The 16642-nt window shown below is 60.4% G+C and carries 16 protein-coding genes; 5 read left to right on the forward strand and 11 right to left on the reverse strand.

The window, feature by feature from the left end:
- Window positions 1-39: 39 nt before the first annotated feature.
- Window positions 40-1239, reverse strand: a complete 1200-nt coding sequence (locus ICA15_RS03250) for an MFS transporter (RefSeq protein ID WP_210553660.1) — start codon at window positions 1237-1239, stop codon at window positions 40-42.
- Between the two features lie 91 nt (window positions 1240-1330).
- Between ICA15_RS03250 and ICA15_RS03255 the strand changes: the two genes are divergently transcribed.
- Complete coding sequence (locus tag ICA15_RS03255; protein WP_042558333.1) at window positions 1331-1873, forward strand: TetR/AcrR family transcriptional regulator; 543 nt, start codon at window positions 1331-1333, stop codon at window positions 1871-1873.
- Between the two features lie 302 nt (window positions 1874-2175).
- Window positions 2176-5646: a PAS domain-containing hybrid sensor histidine kinase/response regulator gene (locus ICA15_RS03260; protein ID WP_210553661.1), complete on the forward strand. Its 3471-nt coding sequence runs from the start codon at window positions 2176-2178 to the stop codon at window positions 5644-5646.
- Window positions 5647-5722: 76 nt separating this feature from the next.
- On the opposite strand, the gene rmuC is transcribed toward ICA15_RS03260, so the two are convergent.
- Entirely contained in the window at window positions 5723-7087 is a 1365-nt protein-coding gene (gene rmuC / locus ICA15_RS03265; protein ID WP_210553910.1) for a DNA recombination protein RmuC, read from the reverse strand.
- 175 nt (window positions 7088-7262) lie between these two features.
- A complete protein-coding gene (locus tag ICA15_RS03270; RefSeq protein ID WP_150618466.1) occupies window positions 7263-7586 on the reverse strand; it encodes a sel1 repeat family protein in 324 nt (107 codons plus the stop codon).
- A 1037-nt stretch (window positions 7587-8623) separates the two neighbouring features.
- Here ICA15_RS03270 and ICA15_RS03275 point away from each other — a divergent pair.
- The 3 genes from ICA15_RS03275 (at window position 8624) to ICA15_RS03285 (ending at window position 11016) form a co-directional block, all read left to right on the forward strand.
- Window positions 8624-8848 carry a hypothetical protein gene (locus ICA15_RS03275; RefSeq protein ID WP_042558329.1) on the forward strand — a complete coding sequence of 75 codons (225 nt, stop codon included), beginning with the start codon at window positions 8624-8626 and terminating at the stop codon, window positions 8846-8848.
- A 267-nt stretch (window positions 8849-9115) separates the two neighbouring features.
- Window positions 9116-9598: a hypothetical protein gene (locus ICA15_RS03280; RefSeq protein WP_150618464.1), complete on the forward strand. Its 483-nt coding sequence runs from the start codon at window positions 9116-9118 to the stop codon at window positions 9596-9598.
- 146 nt (window positions 9599-9744) lie between these two features.
- Window positions 9745-11016 (forward strand): OmpP1/FadL family transporter, encoded by a 1272-nt coding sequence (locus tag ICA15_RS03285; protein WP_150601244.1) that lies wholly within the window; start codon window positions 9745-9747, stop codon window positions 11014-11016.
- Between the two features lie 194 nt (window positions 11017-11210).
- Here the strand turns inward: ICA15_RS03285 and ICA15_RS03290 are convergent, their stop codons facing one another.
- The 8 genes from ICA15_RS03290 to cobU form a co-directional block, all read right to left on the reverse strand.
- Window positions 11211-11771, reverse strand: coding sequence for a glutathione peroxidase (locus ICA15_RS03290; protein ID WP_150601243.1), 561 nt, complete (start codon window positions 11769-11771; stop codon window positions 11211-11213).
- A gap of 55 nt (window positions 11772-11826) precedes the next feature.
- Window positions 11827-11949 (reverse strand): hypothetical protein, encoded by a 123-nt coding sequence (locus tag ICA15_RS28485; protein ID WP_263480683.1) that lies wholly within the window; start codon window positions 11947-11949, stop codon window positions 11827-11829.
- Window positions 11946-13154, reverse strand: coding sequence for an MFS transporter (locus ICA15_RS03295; RefSeq protein ID WP_150601242.1), 1209 nt, complete (start codon window positions 13152-13154; stop codon window positions 11946-11948). The genes ICA15_RS28485 and ICA15_RS03295 overlap by 4 nt, the downstream gene beginning before the upstream one ends.
- A gap of 52 nt (window positions 13155-13206) precedes the next feature.
- Window positions 13207-13611: a MarR family winged helix-turn-helix transcriptional regulator gene (locus tag ICA15_RS03300; protein WP_042558324.1), complete on the reverse strand. Its 405-nt coding sequence runs from the start codon at window positions 13609-13611 to the stop codon at window positions 13207-13209.
- A gap of 124 nt (window positions 13612-13735) precedes the next feature.
- Window positions 13736-14467, reverse strand: a complete 732-nt coding sequence (locus ICA15_RS03305) for an adenosylcobinamide-GDP ribazoletransferase (protein ID WP_210553662.1) — start codon at window positions 14465-14467, stop codon at window positions 13736-13738.
- Window position 14468: 1 nt separating this feature from the next.
- Window positions 14469-15044 carry an alpha-ribazole phosphatase family protein gene (gene cobC, locus ICA15_RS03310; RefSeq protein ID WP_210553663.1) on the reverse strand — a complete coding sequence of 192 codons (576 nt, stop codon included), beginning with the start codon at window positions 15042-15044 and terminating at the stop codon, window positions 14469-14471.
- Window positions 15041-16096 (reverse strand): nicotinate-nucleotide--dimethylbenzimidazole phosphoribosyltransferase, encoded by a 1056-nt coding sequence (gene cobT / locus ICA15_RS03315; protein WP_210553664.1) that lies wholly within the window; start codon window positions 16094-16096, stop codon window positions 15041-15043. Before cobT ends, cobC begins: the two co-directional genes overlap by 4 nt.
- Window positions 16093-16614, reverse strand: a complete 522-nt coding sequence (gene cobU / locus ICA15_RS03320) for a bifunctional adenosylcobinamide kinase/adenosylcobinamide-phosphate guanylyltransferase (RefSeq protein WP_210553665.1) — start codon at window positions 16612-16614, stop codon at window positions 16093-16095. Before cobU ends, cobT begins: the two co-directional genes overlap by 4 nt.
- Window positions 16615-16642: the final 28 nt, after the last annotated feature.

The raw sequence follows: 16642 nt of genomic DNA on the forward strand, positions 1-16642 counted from the left end.
GGCAGAATGGCTGCGCAAGGCTAACCGAAAGCGCGGTGGTTATGGAGCGCCGCACACCTTGGCCGGTCGAACGCGCAGGCTTAGCAACAGCGCCGCCACTGCCAGCACGATCAGCACCGCGCCATACACATCGGTCGTCGCGAGCAGCCCCAGGCGATGGGTGAAATGCCCTGCCAATAGCGCCGGCAAGCAAAACGCCAGATAACTCAGCACATAAAACGCCGACATCAACCCGGCCCGTTCATGGGGCAAGGCCAGCGGTACGAGGCTGCGCACCGCGCCGAGAAATCCGGCACCGAAACCACAACCGGCCACCAGTGTGCCGAGGAAGAACAGCGACAGGCTGGCGCTGTGCACGCCGAGCAGAATCAGCACCAGCCCGATCGGCAGCAAGCTTGCGCCCAGTTGCAAAGCGCGCGTGGCAGGACGATTGCGCAGGGTGAAGATCATCAGTGCCCCGGTCACGGTCAATGCCGCGACGGTTGCGCCGCCGATCAGGTTGGAAGTGGACCCAGTGGCGGTGCGCACCAGCGACGGTGCAAGCGATGCGTAAAAACCTCCGAGCGCCCAGGTCGCGGTATTCAGCGGCAGGACTCGCCATAGCGTTGCGCGGGCCTGAACCGGCACATGCAGTGTCGGTCGCAACGACGCCCATGCGCCCGCTTGCGGGGTGACGCTTTCGGGCAGCCGCCATACATACAGTGCCTGCCCCACGAACAGCGCGAGCAGTAACCAATAGGTCAGTTGCAACGGCGCCGGCGCGAATTCGGCCAACAAGCCACAACCCATGCCGCCCAGCGCCATGCCCAGCAATGGCGCGACGCTGTTGATCAACGGCCCTTGCTGACGGTCGATGTCGAGCAATGTGGCGCTGAGGACCGCTGTCGCCATGCCGGTGGCGAAGCCTTGCAGCACGCGCGCGCTGATCAACCACGTCACGCTGTCGGCGCTGATGAACACCAACATCGCCAGTGCATTGAGCAACACGGCGGTGAAGATCACCGGTTTGCGTCCCAGATGATCGGAGAGCGAACCGACGGTTAACAGCGCCGCCAACAGACTCAGGGCGTAGACGCCGAAAATCAGGGTCAGCACCGCTGCCGAGAAGTGTAGTTGATCCTGATACAGGTGGTACAGCGGCGTCGGCGCGGTGGAAGCGGCGAGAAAACTGAGTAAGGTGACCGCCAGAAACCACAGGCTGGGACGGTTGGACGCTAATCGAGACTGGGGGCTAATCATGTGCACACTCCGCAAAAGCTAATTTTTTGCTTTTGCGGAGTGTGCTACCGCCCAACGCTTAAAGCAAATTCTTTGTGTTAAGGTCTGACGCATGGCTATTAAAGAAGGTTTACGCCCCGGCGGTCGCAGTGCCCGGGTGCAAGAGTCGATACATTCGGCAGTCCGCGCACTGCTGCAAGAGCAGGAGCGCTCGACCGTGACCGTTCCGCAGATTGCGGCGCGGGCGGGCGTTACGCCGTCGACGATCTATCGGCGCTGGGGCGATCTGGCGGCATTGCTGGCCGACGTCGCCCTCGCCCGCATGCGCCCCGACAGCGAGCCCGCAGAAACCGGCAGCCTGCGCAGCGACATCCGCGCATGGGCCGAGCAATACCTCGACGAGATGAGCTCCGAGCCTGGGCGCAACATGATGCGCGACGTGCAGGCGAGCGCCACGCCGGGGTATTGCGTGGCGATCATCGGGGCACAGTTGCAGACCATTATCGAGCGTCATCCCGATGAGGCGGCGCCCAGTGTCGATCGGTTGATCAATCAGGTGGTGGCGCCGGTCGTGTTCAGGATTCTGTTTTCAGCGGCGGCGCTGGAGGTGGATGAATTGCATCGGTTGATTGATATCGCGTTGCAGCAGGACTGACACCGACATCCCTGTGGGAGCTGCGGCACGCTGCGATCTTTTGATCCTGATCCTTAAAAACAGGATCAAAAGATCGCAGCCTCGTTTCACTCGACAGCTCCTACAGGATTTCCGATTCAGGCACTGAATCTTGCGGTGCCTGCTCGCGATGAGACCTTAACGGTCACCGCAGAACCGCCCGGTTCCATTCCTGCGACACCCCGCCACGCCTCGACCTTGGTCGACACTGACTAACCGCCGCGCGCATGCGAGACTGTCCGCCCGGGCAGGAGTGCCGGGGAGTCTTTAGTCGGGAGTGTTGCATGTCGTTGTCCACCGGGCTGATCGCCGCCGTCGCCCTGGCCTATATGGCCATCATGTTCGCCATCGCCTTCTACGGCGACCGTCGCAGCACGCCGCTGCCGCCGCGGGTGCGCGCGTGGGTATACAGCCTGTCGCTGGCGGTTTATTGCACCAGTTGGACATTCTTCGGCGCGGTCGGCCAGGCGGCTGAACAGTTGTGGTCATTCCTGCCGATTTACCTCGGGCCGATCCTGCTGTTGGTCGGCGCGCCGTGGGTCCTGCAAAAAATGGTGATGATCAGCAAACAGGAGAACATCACCTCCATCGCTGACTTCATCGCTGCGCGCTACGGCAAATCGCAATCGCTGGCGGTCGTCGTCGCGCTGATCTGCCTGGTCGGCGTCCTCCCCTACATCGCCCTGCAACTCAAGGGCATCGTACTCGGTGTGAACCTGTTGATCGGCGCCGGTGCCGATGCGATGGGCACGCGCGCCCAGGACACCGCGTTGATCGTGTCACTGGTGCTGGCGCTGTTCACCATCGTCTTCGGCACACGCAACCTCGACGCCACCGAGCACCACCGCGGCATGGTGCTGGCGATTGCCTTTGAGTCGCTGGTCAAGCTGTTCGCCTTTCTCGCCGTCGGCGCGTTTGTGACCTATGGCCTCTACGACGGTTTCGACGACCTGTTTAATCAAGCCATGCTCGCCCCGCGCCTCGAGGAATACTGGAAAGAAACCATTAACTGGCCATCAATGGTGGTACAGACAGGCGTCGCGATGATGGCGATCATCTGTCTGCCACGGCAGTTTCACGTCACGGTGGTCGAGAACATTGATCCGCAGGATCTACGCCTGGCCAAATGGGTGTTCCCGGCGTACCTCGCGCTGGCTGCACTGTTTGTAGTCCCGATCGCTCTGGCCGGTCAGATGATGCTGCCGAGCGACGTGTTGCCCGACTCGTTCGTGATCAGTCTGCCGCTGGCGCAGGCCCATCCGGCGCTGGCGATGCTGGCGTTTATTGGCGGCGCATCGGCGGCCACCGGCATGGTCATTGTCGCCAGCGTGGCGCTGTCGACCATGGTCTCCAACGATATGCTGTTGCCGTGGCTGCTGCGGCGCAATAACGCCGAGCGCCCGTTTGAAGTGTTCCGCCAGTGGATGCTGTCGGTGCGCCGCGTGAGCATTGTGGTGATTCTGTTGCTGGCGTACGTCAGCTATCGCCTGCTCGGTTCGACGGCGAGCCTAGCGACCATCGGCCAGATTGCCTTCGCCGCCGTGACCCAACTAGCGCCGGCCATGCTCGGCGCGCTGTACTGGAAACAGGCCAACCGACGCGGCGTGTTTGCCGGGCTCGCCGCCGGCACCTTCCTGTGGTTTTACACGCTGGTTTTGCCGATTGCCGCCCACAGCCTCGGCTGGTCGCTGAACAGTTTCCCGGGGCTGGCGTGGCTGCACAGTAATCCGCTGAACCTGCCGATCAGTCCGTTGACCCAAGGCGTGGTGTTGTCGCTGGCCGGTAACTTCACGCTGTTTGCGTGGGTCTCGGTGCTGTCCCGCACGCGGGTGTCGGAGCACTGGCAGGCTGGGCGTTTCATCGGCCAGGAGATCAGCGCCCGACCGAATGCGCGGTCGATGCTGTCGGTGCAGATCGACGATCTGCTGCAACTGGCAGCGCGGTTTGTCGGTGAAGAGCGCGCTCGCCAGAGCTTCATTCGATTCGCCTATCGCCAAGGCAAGGCTTTCAACCCGAACCAGAATGCCGACGGAGAATGGATCGCCCATACCGAACGCTTGCTGGCCGGTGTGCTTGGCGCTTCTTCGACGCGAGCGGTGGTAAAAGCCGCCATCGAAGGTCGGGAAATGCAGTTGGAGGACGTAGTCCGAATCGCTGACGAAGCCTCGGAAGTCCTGCAATTCAACCGCGCGCTGCTGCAAGGCGCGATTGAAAACATCACCCAAGGCATCAGCGTGGTCGACCAGTCGCTGAAGCTTGTCGCCTGGAACCGACGTTATCTGGAGTTGTTCAACTACCCGGACGGCTTGATCAGCGTCGGCCGGCCGATCGCCGACATCATTCGCTACAACGCCGAGCGTGGCTTGTGTGGTCCCGGCGAGGCGGAAGTGCATGTCGCGCGCCGTTTGCACTGGATGCGCCAGGGCCGCGCGCACACCTCCGAACGCCTGTTCCCCAACGGCCGGGTGATTGAGCTGATCGGCAATCCGATGCCCGGTGGCGGCTTCGTCATGAGTTTCACCGACATCACCGCGTTCCGTGAAGCCGAACAGGCGCTGACCGAGGCCAACGAAGGCCTGGAACAACGGGTCAGCGAGCGAACCCAGGAACTGTCGCAACTCAACGTCGCGCTGACCGAAGCCAAGGGCACCGCCGAAACCGCCAACCAATCGAAAACCCGCTTTCTCGCGGCGGTCAGCCATGACCTGATGCAGCCGTTGAACGCCGCGCGACTGTTCTCCGCCGCCCTCTCCCATCAAGACGACGGCTTGAGCAGCGAGGCGCAGAAACTGGTGCAGCATCTCGACAGTTCGTTGCGCTCGGCCGAGGATCTGATCAGCGATTTGCTGGACATTTCCCGCCTGGAAAACGGCAAGATCAATCCCGATCGCAAGTCCTTTGCGGTGAATGAACTGTTCGACATTCTCGGCGCCGAGTTCAAGGCGCTGGCCCAGGAGCAAGGTCTGACCTTCCGTGTGCGTGGCAGCCACATGCGCATCGACAGCGACATCAAGTTGCTGCGGCGGATTCTGCAAAACTTCCTGACCAACGCTTTCCGCTATGCCAAAGGCCCGGTGCTACTCGGTGTACGGCGACGCGGCGGGAAGTTGTGCCTGGAAGTATGGGATCGCGGACCGGGCATTCCGGAAGACAAGCAGCAGGTAATTTTCGAGGAATTCAAACGTCTCGACAGCCATCAGACGCGCGCCGAAAAAGGCCTGGGGCTTGGGCTGGCAATTGCTGATGGTCTGTGTCGCGTGCTCGGCCATACCTTACGCGTGCGCTCGTGGCCGGGGCGCGGCAGTGTGTTCAGCGTTACGGTGCCGTATGCGCGCACGCAAACCGTACCGGCCAGTGCCGCTGTCGAATTGAACGGCAAGTTGCCGAACGGTGCGCAGGTGCTGTGCATCGACAATGAAGACAGCATTCTGATCGGCATGAACAGCCTGTTGAGCCGCTGGGGCTGCCAGGTCTGGACGGCGCGCAATCGCGAGGAATGCGCGGCGTTGCTGAATGACGGAGTGCGGCCTCAATTGGCGCTGGTCGACTATCACCTGGATCACGGCGATACCGGCACCGAGTTGATGGCGTGGTTGCGCACGCGTCTTGGCGAGCCCGTACCAGGCGTGGTGATCAGCGCCGACGGACGCCCGGAGATGATTGCGCAGGTGCATGCGGCGGGGCTGGATTATCTGGCGAAACCGGTGAAACCGGCGGCGTTGCGGGCGTTGTTGAGTCGGTATCTACCGCTTTAAAAGCAAAAGATCGCAGCCTTCGGCAGCTCCTACACCGAAGTTCATGGAGCTGCCGGAGGCTGCGATCTTTTGATCTTTATTCAGGCAACTCAACCAACCCATCAACATCCGTCATAGCCCGCTCCAGCAAGTCCGCCGGCAAACTTTTGCTCGCCCGTGCCCCCAACAGTTTGAGCTGCTCACTGCGGCTGACCAGATTGCCGCGCCCTTCTGTCAGTTTGTTGCGCGCCGAGCTGTAGGCTTTGTCCAGTTGTTGCAGACGATTGCCGACTTCGTCCAGATCCTGAATGAACAACACGAACTTGTCGTAAAGCCACCCGGCGCGCTCGGCGATTTCGCGGGCGTTCTGGCTCTGGCGCTCTTGCTTCCACAGGCTGTCGATGACGCGCAATGTCGCCAGCAACGTAGTTGGGCTGACGATCACGATGTTGCGGTCGAACGCCTCCTGAAACAGCGACGGCTCGGCCTGCAATGCCGCCGAAAACGCGGCTTCGATCGGCACGAAAAGCAAAACGAAATCGAGGCTGTGCAGGCCCTCAAGCCGTTTGTAATCCTTGCCGGCCAGGCCTTTGACGTGATTGCGCAGGGACAGCACGTGCTGCTTGATCGCGATCTGCCCGAGGGTGTCGTCCTCGGCCGCGACGTATTGCTGATACGCCGTGAGACTGACCTTGGAGTCGACCACCACCTGTTTGTCGCCCGGCAGATAAATGACCACATCCGGCTGGAAACGCTCGCCATCCGGGCCTTTGAGATTGACCTGCGTCTGATACTCGCGGCCCTTCTCCAGGCCTGCGTGTTCCAGCACGCGTTCGAGAATCAACTCGCCCCAATTACCTTGGGTTTTCTGGCCTTTCAGGGCACGGGTCAGGTTGGTGGCTTCGTCACTCAAACGCAGATTGAGCGCTTGCAGACGCTCCAATTCCTTGGCCAGCGAAAAGCGCTCGCGGGCCTCGGCCTGGTAACTTTCTTCCACACGTTTTTCGAAGGATTGAATGCGTTCTTTCAACGGATCGAGCAACTGACCGAGGCGTTGTTGGCTGGTTTCGGCAAAGCGCTGTTCACGCTCGTCGAAGATCTTGCCCGCCAGTTCGGCGAACTGCGCCCGCAATTCATCACGCGAACCTTGCAGATCGTCGAGGCGCTGTTGATGGCTCTCCTGCTGTTCACGCAGCTCGGCGTTCAGCGAAGCCGCCTGAGCGTCGAGACGGCGCAGTTCGGCTTCCTTGTTGGCGCGCTCCAGGTTCCAGGCGTGGGAGGCGTCACGGGCGTCGTCACGCTCTATCTGCAACAGCTCGACTTCGCGGCGCAGGGCTGCCAGTTCTGCTTGCTTGGCGGCGTTGGCCTGGCCGAGGTCGGCAATTTCATCGCGGCCGGCATCCAGTTGCGCGCTGAGCCCGTCCTGCGCCAGCTGCGCCATGGCCAACCGCTCTTCCAGCAACGCCACCTGCGCTTGCCCGTTGCTTGCCCGACGTTGCAGTTGCCAGGCCAAAGCCAACAACGGCAGCCCAGCGCCTGCGAGACCGAGCAATACGCTGGTCAAGTCCATAGCCATAGCGACTCCTGCCGATCGGTTAAAGCCTGAAGGGTAACCAAGGTGTCAGAACTTGGACAGCTCAGTCTTCGAGCAGACCGAGTTCGACTTGGGCACGATGATCGCCAGCACGAGCAGCCTGACGCAGCAGGTCCTGACCGATGCGGCGATCCCGCGCATTACCACACTCGCGACACATCAACTGGCCGAGACGGCTTTGCGCGGCGACCACACCTTCGCGCGCCGGTTGCTTGAGCAGGCGGCCGGCAAGGTGCTTGGCATTGTGGCTTTCGCTCAGGCGCGGACTGTCGAGCAGCCATTCGGCCACGCGTACGGAAAATCGCTTGGGCGGGATAACATGAGGGGTTTGTGAGGTAACAGGGTCTGATACTGAGCGAAACTTCATAAAGCACTGTGGGACAGATCGGAAGGCGCGCCACTCTACTCTCTTTTTCTTACAGGTAAAGTCGAAAAAAAACCCGGCACGCCCGTCCTAGAGCAAGCGCTCGGGACAATCCACAGAAGCTGTGGATAAGTCAGTGGACAAGCGTCCTCCAACCCTCGCAAAGCCTTATGGAATGGGGCCCGCAGTCAAACTGACGATTTTTTCACCAACAAAAAAAAGCGATGTTTTTCATTGACTTAAACTTTCGATACAGGCAGCCACGAGAGTCAGGTTTGATATGACAGTGCCGTTACAGCCTGTGCAACTAATGTGCACAAGTACCTGTTACCCGGTTATATCGATGCGCTTTTTCGGGTCGTTTTGCGCTTCAGGCTGGGGATAAACGGCTTCTCGACGGGAACCGCGCACGGTTTTGTGGCGACGAATGGTCAACCTGGCGTTTTCATTTGTTACCTGATCAGGGCCTTCGCGAGCAAGCTCGCCCCCACAATGGCTGCGCTACCTGTAGAAGTGAGCCTGCTCACGATGAGGCCGGCAATGCCACCCTGTGATTTTCCTGTTGAACACAATCTTTTTTGGCGCAGGGTTTGCTTTACCATTTTCGATCCGTTACTATCCGCGGCGTTAGTACCAAGCTGAAAGTCAATCCCGGTCGAACATATCCCCAACGGAGAGCCTTCTATCAAGAAGCCTTACCGAAAAAGCGGGTACGACCTCTCGATGGTTTACAGGTAAATCTTGCGACAACACAGCCTTTGAATCATGCAAAGGGTGTTGCGAAGGCCATTTACTCTGACCGAACCAACCTGCAAATTGATCAGGATCTTCACCCCGGGCCCAGAACCTTTGCCCTTGATGTGTTGCCTGTCCTCCTAAGTACCTACCTGCCAGCCCAAGCGCGCCAACTCATCAGCGCTTCAAACTGGCTGCTTTGTTCCAGTCGGGTTCTTCGTTCGACCAATGGTGGTCGACGTTACTGGAACGTTTTAACGTTGCACGGTTCTTATCCGTGTCATTTGTAGGAACACCTAATAACTATGTCGACTCAAATCCACACTCAGGACGCCATTCGCGCCCTAACCAACGCCTTTGCTCCAATGAACTGCCTGATCATGGCCGCTCGCAAAGGCTGCTTCAGCTTCACACTGGTCAATGAACACGGGATCGCCCGCCACAGTGAGCGTCTGTATCCCGATCAGTACTCCAGCGCCGAACCGCTGCAGGCTGTCATTGATCGTACTCGTCAGGCACTTGTTGCCTGAGAGACTGCAAGAAGCAAAAGCCTCGCTTAAAACGCGGGGCTTTTTATTGCCTGATGTTTCACTTTTGAGCCTTGGCGCTTAAGCACCATTGGATATAACGGTTATAACGTGCAGCCGGAAATATTTTAAAAACAGGCCTTTACGTCGCGAATATGACACTACACTTCAACTCAAGCGGCGTGATCCGCTTCCGGCGAGCCTGAGCCGATCCACCGCTGCCAAGGCCCCTTCAGGTATCGCCGCCCAATAACAAGATCCGAGGGCTTTATGGGTATCGCTGCCAGCGAACTGTGCCGCTACGTGATCCGCCCCACGCTGATTTATCTGGGACGTCACTGCGCAACTGCCGAATCCCTGTTGCTGGGCATCGCCGCCAGCCAGTCCGCCCTCGGCTCCGCCCTGCATGACCGCCGCGGGCACGGCCTCTACTGCATTGCCGAGCACCGCCATCAAGCACTGTGGGATGACTACCTGGCGCTTGATCCGGAGCGCGCCAGCCTGGTTCGCGGACTCGCCAGCCAACACGCATTTCTCAGCGGGCCGCACCTGGAATTGACCGTCAACCTGCGTTACGCCACAGCTATCGCCTGGCTGCTGGTCGAAGAACAAAACCCTACCCTCCCCGACCCGACCGACTTGCTCGGTATGGCGCGTATCTGGCGTCAGACCTTCCAGCCTCAGGGTCGTCTGCGCGATTTCACCTGTGCCTGGCAGACGTGTGTTTCACCGGTGAATCAGGTCGCTTGCTGACCGTCCAGTTCCGCAAGATCGTGTAACAGGTCGCGAATTTGGTCGGATTGTCCTACAAAACCGCTCTAACTCAAGGCATACAGGCTATAGCGCTGGGACGAAAATGTTGGTAATTTTCGCCCCGGTGATCACCAGGAGTTCTAATAATGAAAAAAGTAATGCTCAAAACCACCCTTAGCCTTGCCGTTACCTTGGCATCCACGCAGATTTTCGCCGCTGGCTTTGCCATCAACGAACACAGCATTAGCGGGATGGGGACTGGGTACGCCGGGCGATCTTCTTCTGCCGACGACGCAAGCACTGTTTATGGCAACCCTGCCGGCATGTCGCGCATCAAGCGCGAACAAATCACCGGCGGCGCTGCATTCCTCGACGCATCGACCGATATCAGCAACGCCAGCTCCAGCCCGAATGGTGGGAGCAACAAAGGCGACATGGTGCCCTTCACCGCCGTACCTATGGGCTACTACGTCAAGCCAATCGACGATCACTGGGCATTCGGTTTCGGCGTTTATGTGCCGTTCGGCCTGATCACCGACTACGAAAACAACTTCGCCGGCCGTTATTTCGGCAGCAAGTCGGAAGTGCAAGTCATCACCTTCCAGCCGACCATCAGCTACGCCTTCAACGACAAGGTGTCGATCGGTTTCGGTCCGACCATCAACCGTATCGACGGCAAGCTGGAATCCAACCTGTCTATCACCCAGGCCTTCCCCGATGGCAAGGTCAAGATCAAGGGTGACGACACCGCGCTGGGCTACAACATCGGTGTATTGGTACAAGCGACGGACTCCACCCGCGTGGGCCTGACCTACCACTCGAAAGTCGACTACAAGCTCGAAGGCGACACCAAGGTCAACTACGGCGTACTGGGCCTGGCCGGTCTGAGTTCCAGCCAGAAGTACGACGCTTCGCTGAAGATCACCACGCCTGAGTCGGTGGATCTGTCCGTCACTCAAGCGATCAACGATCAGTGGACTGTTTACGCCGGTTCGACTTTCACCCGCTGGAGTCAGCTGGATAAAATCACCGTCGAGAACTCCGGCGTTCAGCCTGCATTGGCCGGTCAGTTCGGCGAAATCAACGAAGACCAGAACTGGCACGACTCTTGGGCTTACGCCATCGGTACCTCGTACCAGTTGAACAAGGAATGGGTGCTGCGCACCGGTCTGACCTTCGACCAGTCGCCGACCAACAACGTCGACCGTTCGCCACGCATCCCGACCGGCGACCGGACCATCTTCAGCGTTGGTGCCGGCTGGAGCCCGACCGAAGACCTGACCATCGACGTCGCCTATTCGTACCTGAAGGAAGAGTCGGTTAACGTTCGCAACGAAAACGCGCGTGGCCAGACTTACAACGCCAAGTATGAAAACTCGGCAAACGGTTTCGGTGTCGGCGCTACTTACCGCTTCTGATACTGCGCGGCGAGGTTGACTCCTCGCCCACTAAAAAGCCCCGCTCTCTTTGCAGAAAGCGGGGCTTTTTTGTGCCTGACTTGTTAACCCCTGTAGGAGCTGCGGCACGCTGCGATCTTTTGATCCTGCTGTTAAAGATCAAAAGATCGCAGCGTGCCGCAGCTCCTACAGCGAAAGCGCAAACACCCTGAGTTTTAGGGTTTCAGCGGTTTCGAGGCGATAGCTTTCTCAATCGCGGCAATAAATTCCGGATCATCCGGTTTGGTCAGGCTGGAGAAGTTGGCGATCACCTTGCCTTGGCGATCCACCACGTATTTGTAGAAATTCCACTTCGGCGCGCTGCTCTGTGCGGCCAGCACCTGAAACATATGCGTGGCATCATCGCCGCGGACTTTCTGTGGCTCGGTCATGGCAAACGTCACGCCGTAATTGGCGTAGCAGACCTTGGCAGTCTCGACGCTGTCCTTGGACTCCTGCTTGAAGTCATTGGAAGGCACGCCGAGCATCTCCAGCCCCTGCGCCTTGTAGCGCTGATTGAGTGCTTCAAGGCCTTCGAATTGCGGCGCAAAACCGCAGAAGCTGGCGGTGTTGATCACCACCAGCGGTTTGTCCGCGTATTGCTTGCACAGATCGATGGATTCCTTGGCGCGCAACTTGGGCAGCGAGCCTTGCAATAATTCCGGACATTCAGCCGCCTGGGCCAGGCCAGTCAACGCCATCAGCAACGCGGGAACAGCACACCAGCGCATCAACATGTCGAGCATCCTTGAGCAAGTCATCAGCCTTCGACGTTACTCGCCAAGCCCGCCTCTAGCAAATGCTCATGCCTAATTGCATCAAGGCCAGGCCGCCCTGATGCCAGCCCCACCACACCAGCGCCAACAATGCAGCAGCCAGTGCCGTAATGACGATTCGCGGCCAGAAACGGCTCATGCGGCGCTCGTACCGGGTTGCAGACGTTCGACCGGACGCTCGCGCACCGGCCAGTTCAAAGCCGCCGCCAGCACACTCAGAAGCACCGCCACTTGCCAGATCAAGTCATAACTCCCGGTACGGTCATACACCACCCCGCCCAGCCAGCCGCCGAGGAACGAGCCGAGCTGATGGAACAGGAACACGATGCCACCGAGCATGGACAGATTTCGCACGCCGAACAAGGTCGCCACCGTGCCGTTGGTCAAGGGCACCGTCGACAGCCACAGGAAGCCCATGGCCATGCCGAACAGATAGGCCGTCGTGGTCGTCACCGGCAGCCACAGGAACAGCACGATCACCACCGCCCGCATCAGGTACAGCGCGGTCAGCAAACGCGGTTTGGACATTCGCCCACCCAACCATCCGGCCGTGTACGTGCCGAAGATATTGAACAGCCCGATCAACGCCAGCACCGTAGTGCCGACGGTGGCCGGCAGATGTTGATCGACCAGATACGCCGGCAAATGCACGCCGATAAACACCACCTGAAACCCGCAGACGAAGAAACCGAGCGCCAACAGCCAGAATCCCGAATGCGAGCAGGCTTCGCGCAGCGCTTCAGACAATGTTTGCTCATGGCCCAGTACCGGCAGCGGCTTGTCCTTGAGCATGCTCACCAGCGGCACAATCATCGCCACCAACAGGCCCAACACGAGCAACGCGGCCGACCAGCCGAGCCAGCCAATCAGCCCGAGCGTGCCCGGCAACATGGCGAACTGGCCGAACGACCCGGCGGCACTGGCGATGCCCATGCCCATGCTGCGTTTCTCCGGCGGCACGGCCCGCCCGACCACGCCGAGGATCACCGAGAACGAAGTGCCGGACAGGCCGATGCCGATCAACAGGCCGGCGCTCAACGACAATGTCACCGCCGAATCGGACAAGCCCATGCACACCAGACCCACGGCGTAGAGCACACCGCCAACCAGCACCACTTTCGCCGCGCCAAAACGGTCGGCCAGCGCGCCGGTGAACGGCTGCGCCAGACCCCAGATCAGGTTCTGCAAGGCAATCGCGAAGGCGAATACCTCACGCCCCCAGCCGAACTGCGCGCTCATCGGTGACAGGAACAGGCCAAAGCCGTGTCGCACGCCCAATGACAACGCCAGGATCAACGCACTTCCCAGCAACACCCAACCGCACGTACGCCACATCGATGTCATTATTATTCTCCAGTCGCGGGTATATACCCGCTTGAGCCCGAAAAAACTGGCATCAAGCCAGTTCGTCGAGCAACTTCAGCAAGGTTTCACGCTTCTCGGCACCCAGACGATCAATCAATCGCTGTTGCGCCGCTTCCCAGGCCGGCAAGGCTGCTGCCAGTCGTTGCGCGCCGGTTTCGGTGAGGCAGACGATGCGGTTGCGCATATCTTCACCCTCGGCCAGCGCCACCAGCCCTTCGCCTTCCAGCACCCGCAGATTGCGCCCGAGGGTGCTGCGATCCAGGCCCATGGCTTCGGCGAGTTCGGAGATGCTCGGCTGATCCAGACGCTGCAGATTGCACAGCAAAGAATACTGGGCAACGTTGATCCCGAAGCCATCGAGAGCGCCGTCGTAATGCCTGCTGACGCCACGAGCGGCGCGACGCAGGTTGGTGCACAAACACTGAGAAGGAAGCATGATGCGTGTATATACCCGCGACTGTGTTAAATCAAGTTATAGATCAAAAGATCGCAGCCTTCGGCAGCTCCTACATTGGGATGCTTACCCTGTAGGAGCTGCCGAAGGCTGCGATCTTTTGACGTTAAAGCAGCACGATTCCAACCAGCACCGCCATCTCCAGCAATTCCAGCAACGCCCCGGCCGTATCGCCGGTCGTGCCGCCCAACCGCCGCATCATCACATGCCGCAGCCAGACAAACACGCCGACCGCTACCAGCAGCGCAATAATTGCCTGGAACCCGGCAATCGCCACACAGGCCAGCGCGCTGCCCGCAAGCACCCACCAACCCGCCTTGCGCGGCAGATGATCGGCCAGCGCCTGCCCCAACCCACCCTTGCGCACATACGGCGTGGTCAGAAACAACCCCAGTAACGCCGCCCGCCCAAGCAGCGGCGTGATGATCAAAACCAAGCCTTGCTGCTGCTCGATCAGCGCCAGCAATGCGGCAAACTTGAGCAGCAACACCAGCACCAGCGTCACCACCGCAATCGGCCCGCTGCGCGGATCTTTCATGATCGTCAGGGTACGTTCGCGATCACCGAAGCCACCGAGCCAGGCATCGGCGCTGTCCGCCAGGCCATCAAGGTGCAATGCGCCGCTGAGCAATACCCAAATCGTCAACAGCAATGCCGCATGCAACAGCAGCGGCGCGCCCGCCAACACCAGGTTCAGCCCCCACAGAATCACGCCGAACAACAACCCTACCAGCGGATAGAACAACAGCGAACGCCCGAGCTGTTCGGGCTCCGGCATCCCCGGCAGACGAATCGGCAGACTGCTGAGAAATTGCAGGGCGATCCACAGCGGCAACATATCAGCGACCTTCCTTGAGCGACCCATCGGCTTCGACGCTCAGCGAAAACAGCGCACCGTGCGCAACTTCGACATTGAGCAATTGTTCACGCGGCAATCCCCGCGCCCGCGCCAGCAGCAGGCGCATGACACCGCCATGACTGATCAGCAACACCCGCTCACCGGAGTACGCCGTTTCCAGGCGCGCGACGGCCGCCAGCACCCGCGCGGAAAAATCGCTGACCGCCTCGCCCTGCGGTGGCGTAAATGCATACGGATCGGCCCAGAACAGCCCTAGCTCCTCGGCATCCGTCTCCATCAGCGCCGCCGCGCTCTGCCCCTCCCACGCGCCGAAATGCAGCTCTTGCAGATCCTTTTCCAGATGCACCGGCAGATTCAGCTGCTCACCCAACTCAGCGGCGAACCGCGCACAGCGCTGCAACGGCGAACTGACCAAGCGATCCCACGGCCCGCCTGCGATCACCGCTTCGCGCATTTGCGCCCAACCCTTTTCGGTGAGCGCATCGTCAAGGCTGCCGCGCAAACCACCGCCGAGTTCGGTTTCACCATGGCGCAGCAGATCAAGTCGCAAGGTCATGCCGGACGATCCGCCACCGCCGCTTCCGCGAACGTTGCCATCTGCCCGTGCAGATCACACGCCAAGCGCAACAACGGCACCGCCAACGCCGCACCACTGCCCTCACCCAGGCGCAGGCCCAGTTCGAGCAGCGGTTCGGCGCTCAGGGCTTCCAGTACATGACGATGCCCCGGCTCGGCCCCGCGATGGCCGAACAGCAGCCAATCGCGAGAGGCCGGATTCAAACGCACCGCGACAAGCGCAGCGACTGTGCAGATAAAGCCGTCGACCAGCACCGCAACACCTTCCTGCGCACAAGCCAGATACGCGCCGACCAGCGCGGCGATTTCGAAACCGCCCAGGTTGAACAGCGTCTGCAATGCATCACCGCGCTGGGCCGCGTGCAGCGCCAGGGCGCGCTCGATCACATGCGCTTTATGGCTGACGCCTTCTGCAGTCAGGCCAGTGCCGGGGCCGGTCAGATGGGCCACCGGACAGTCGAGCAAGGCACAGGCCAGGGCACTGGCTGCCGTGGTGTTGCCGATGCCCATTTCGCCGCCGATGAACAGCTGAGTGCCGGCAGCTTTCGCTCGCAGTGCACTGTGGCGACCGGCCTGTAACGCCAATTCGCCCTGGGCCTGAGTCATCGCCGCGCCCTTGGCAAAATTTGCCGTGCCCGGGCCGATGTTCAAGTGACGCACACCCGGCAGGTTCAGCGACGGCGTCACCGTGCCCAGATCCACCACTTCCAGTTGCGCATTGAGCTGACGCGCGAGCACGCTGATCGCCGCGCCACCGCTGACGAAGTTGAGCAACATCTGCCCGGTGACTTCCTGCGGGAATGCCGACACGCCTTCAGCGACCACACCGTGGTCACCGGCGAAAATCGCAATCCAGACCTGCGCAAGCGTCGGTTTGACCTGCCCTTGCAGGCCGGCCAGTTGCACCGCCACCGACTCAAGACGTCCCAGCGAACCGGCCGGTTTGGTCAGTTGCTGCTGCCGTGCCGCCGCTTGTTCAACGATATCGGCATGCACCGCTTTACACGGATTGAGCCACCAGGCTTGAGTCATAACGCAGGTCCTTTCAGAGTCAGGGGCAAGCCGGCGACGGTCAGCACGACACGCTGACAGCGCTCAGCCAGGGCTTGATGCAGCCAACCGGCTTCATCGACATAGCGGCGAGTCAATTCGCCCAGCGGCACGACACCCATTCCGGTCTCGTTGCTGACAAAAATGATTTCGCCCGGCAGTGACGCCAGGCAGTCCAGCACGGCTTCGCGTTCGGCGGCGAGGCGTGTAGCGTCTTCGAGCATCAGCAGATTGGTCAGCCACAGGGTCAGGCAATCGACCAGCAGGCAGCGCTCCGCGCTGGCGTTTTCACGCAGGATGCGGGCGAGTTCCAGCGGCTCTTCGATGAGTGCCCATTCGACGGGACGGCGCGCGCGGTGATGGGCGACACGCTCGCTCATTTCACCGTCCAGCGGCTGGCTGGTGGCGATGTAGGTCACGGCCAATGCACTGTCAGTGGCGAGTTTTTCGGCCAGACGACTTTTGCCGGAGCGGGCGCCGCCGAGGATCAGTTGGAGCATGGGGACATCCTGAAAATTATCTGTTGAG

The organism is Pseudomonas sp. P116 (assembly GCF_020149425.1).
GTDB classification, from domain to species: domain Bacteria; phylum Pseudomonadota; class Gammaproteobacteria; order Pseudomonadales; family Pseudomonadaceae; genus Aquipseudomonas; species Aquipseudomonas anatoliensis.

What these genes read in the sequence shown, in the direction of transcription:
- ICA15_RS03250 (WP_210553660.1), bottom strand. Translation starts at nt 1,239, where the DNA reads ATGATTAGCCCCCAGTCTCGATTAGCGTCCAACCGTCCCAGCCTGTGG.
- ICA15_RS03255 (WP_042558333.1), top strand. Translation starts at nt 1,331, where the DNA reads ATGGCTATTAAAGAAGGTTTACGCCCCGGCGGTCGCAGTGCCCGGGTG.
- ICA15_RS03260 (WP_210553661.1), top strand. Translation starts at nt 2,176, where the DNA reads ATGTCGTTGTCCACCGGGCTGATCGCCGCCGTCGCCCTGGCCTATATG.
- ICA15_RS03270 (WP_150618466.1), bottom strand. Translation starts at nt 7,586, where the DNA reads ATGAAGTTTCGCTCAGTATCAGACCCTGTTACCTCACAAACCCCTCAT.
- ICA15_RS03275 (WP_042558329.1), top strand. Translation starts at nt 8,624, where the DNA reads ATGTCGACTCAAATCCACACTCAGGACGCCATTCGCGCCCTAACCAAC.
- ICA15_RS03280 (WP_150618464.1), top strand. Translation starts at nt 9,116, where the DNA reads ATGGGTATCGCTGCCAGCGAACTGTGCCGCTACGTGATCCGCCCCACG.
- ICA15_RS03285 (WP_150601244.1), top strand. Translation starts at nt 9,745, where the DNA reads ATGAAAAAAGTAATGCTCAAAACCACCCTTAGCCTTGCCGTTACCTTG.
- ICA15_RS03290 (WP_150601243.1), bottom strand. Translation starts at nt 11,771, where the DNA reads ATGTTGATGCGCTGGTGTGCTGTTCCCGCGTTGCTGATGGCGTTGACT.
- ICA15_RS28485 (WP_263480683.1), bottom strand. Translation starts at nt 11,949, where the DNA reads ATGAGCCGTTTCTGGCCGCGAATCGTCATTACGGCACTGGCTGCTGCA.
- ICA15_RS03295 (WP_150601242.1), bottom strand. Translation starts at nt 13,154, where the DNA reads ATGACATCGATGTGGCGTACGTGCGGTTGGGTGTTGCTGGGAAGTGCG.
- ICA15_RS03300 (WP_042558324.1), bottom strand. Translation starts at nt 13,611, where the DNA reads ATGCTTCCTTCTCAGTGTTTGTGCACCAACCTGCGTCGCGCCGCTCGT.
- ICA15_RS03305 (WP_210553662.1), bottom strand. Translation starts at nt 14,467, where the DNA reads ATGTTGCCGCTGTGGATCGCCCTGCAATTTCTCAGCAGTCTGCCGATT.
- cobC (WP_210553663.1), bottom strand. Translation starts at nt 15,044, where the DNA reads ATGACCTTGCGACTTGATCTGCTGCGCCATGGTGAAACCGAACTCGGC.
- cobT (WP_210553664.1), bottom strand. Translation starts at nt 16,096, where the DNA reads ATGACTCAAGCCTGGTGGCTCAATCCGTGTAAAGCGGTGCATGCCGAT.
- cobU (WP_210553665.1), bottom strand. Translation starts at nt 16,614, where the DNA reads ATGCTCCAACTGATCCTCGGCGGCGCCCGCTCCGGCAAAAGTCGTCTG.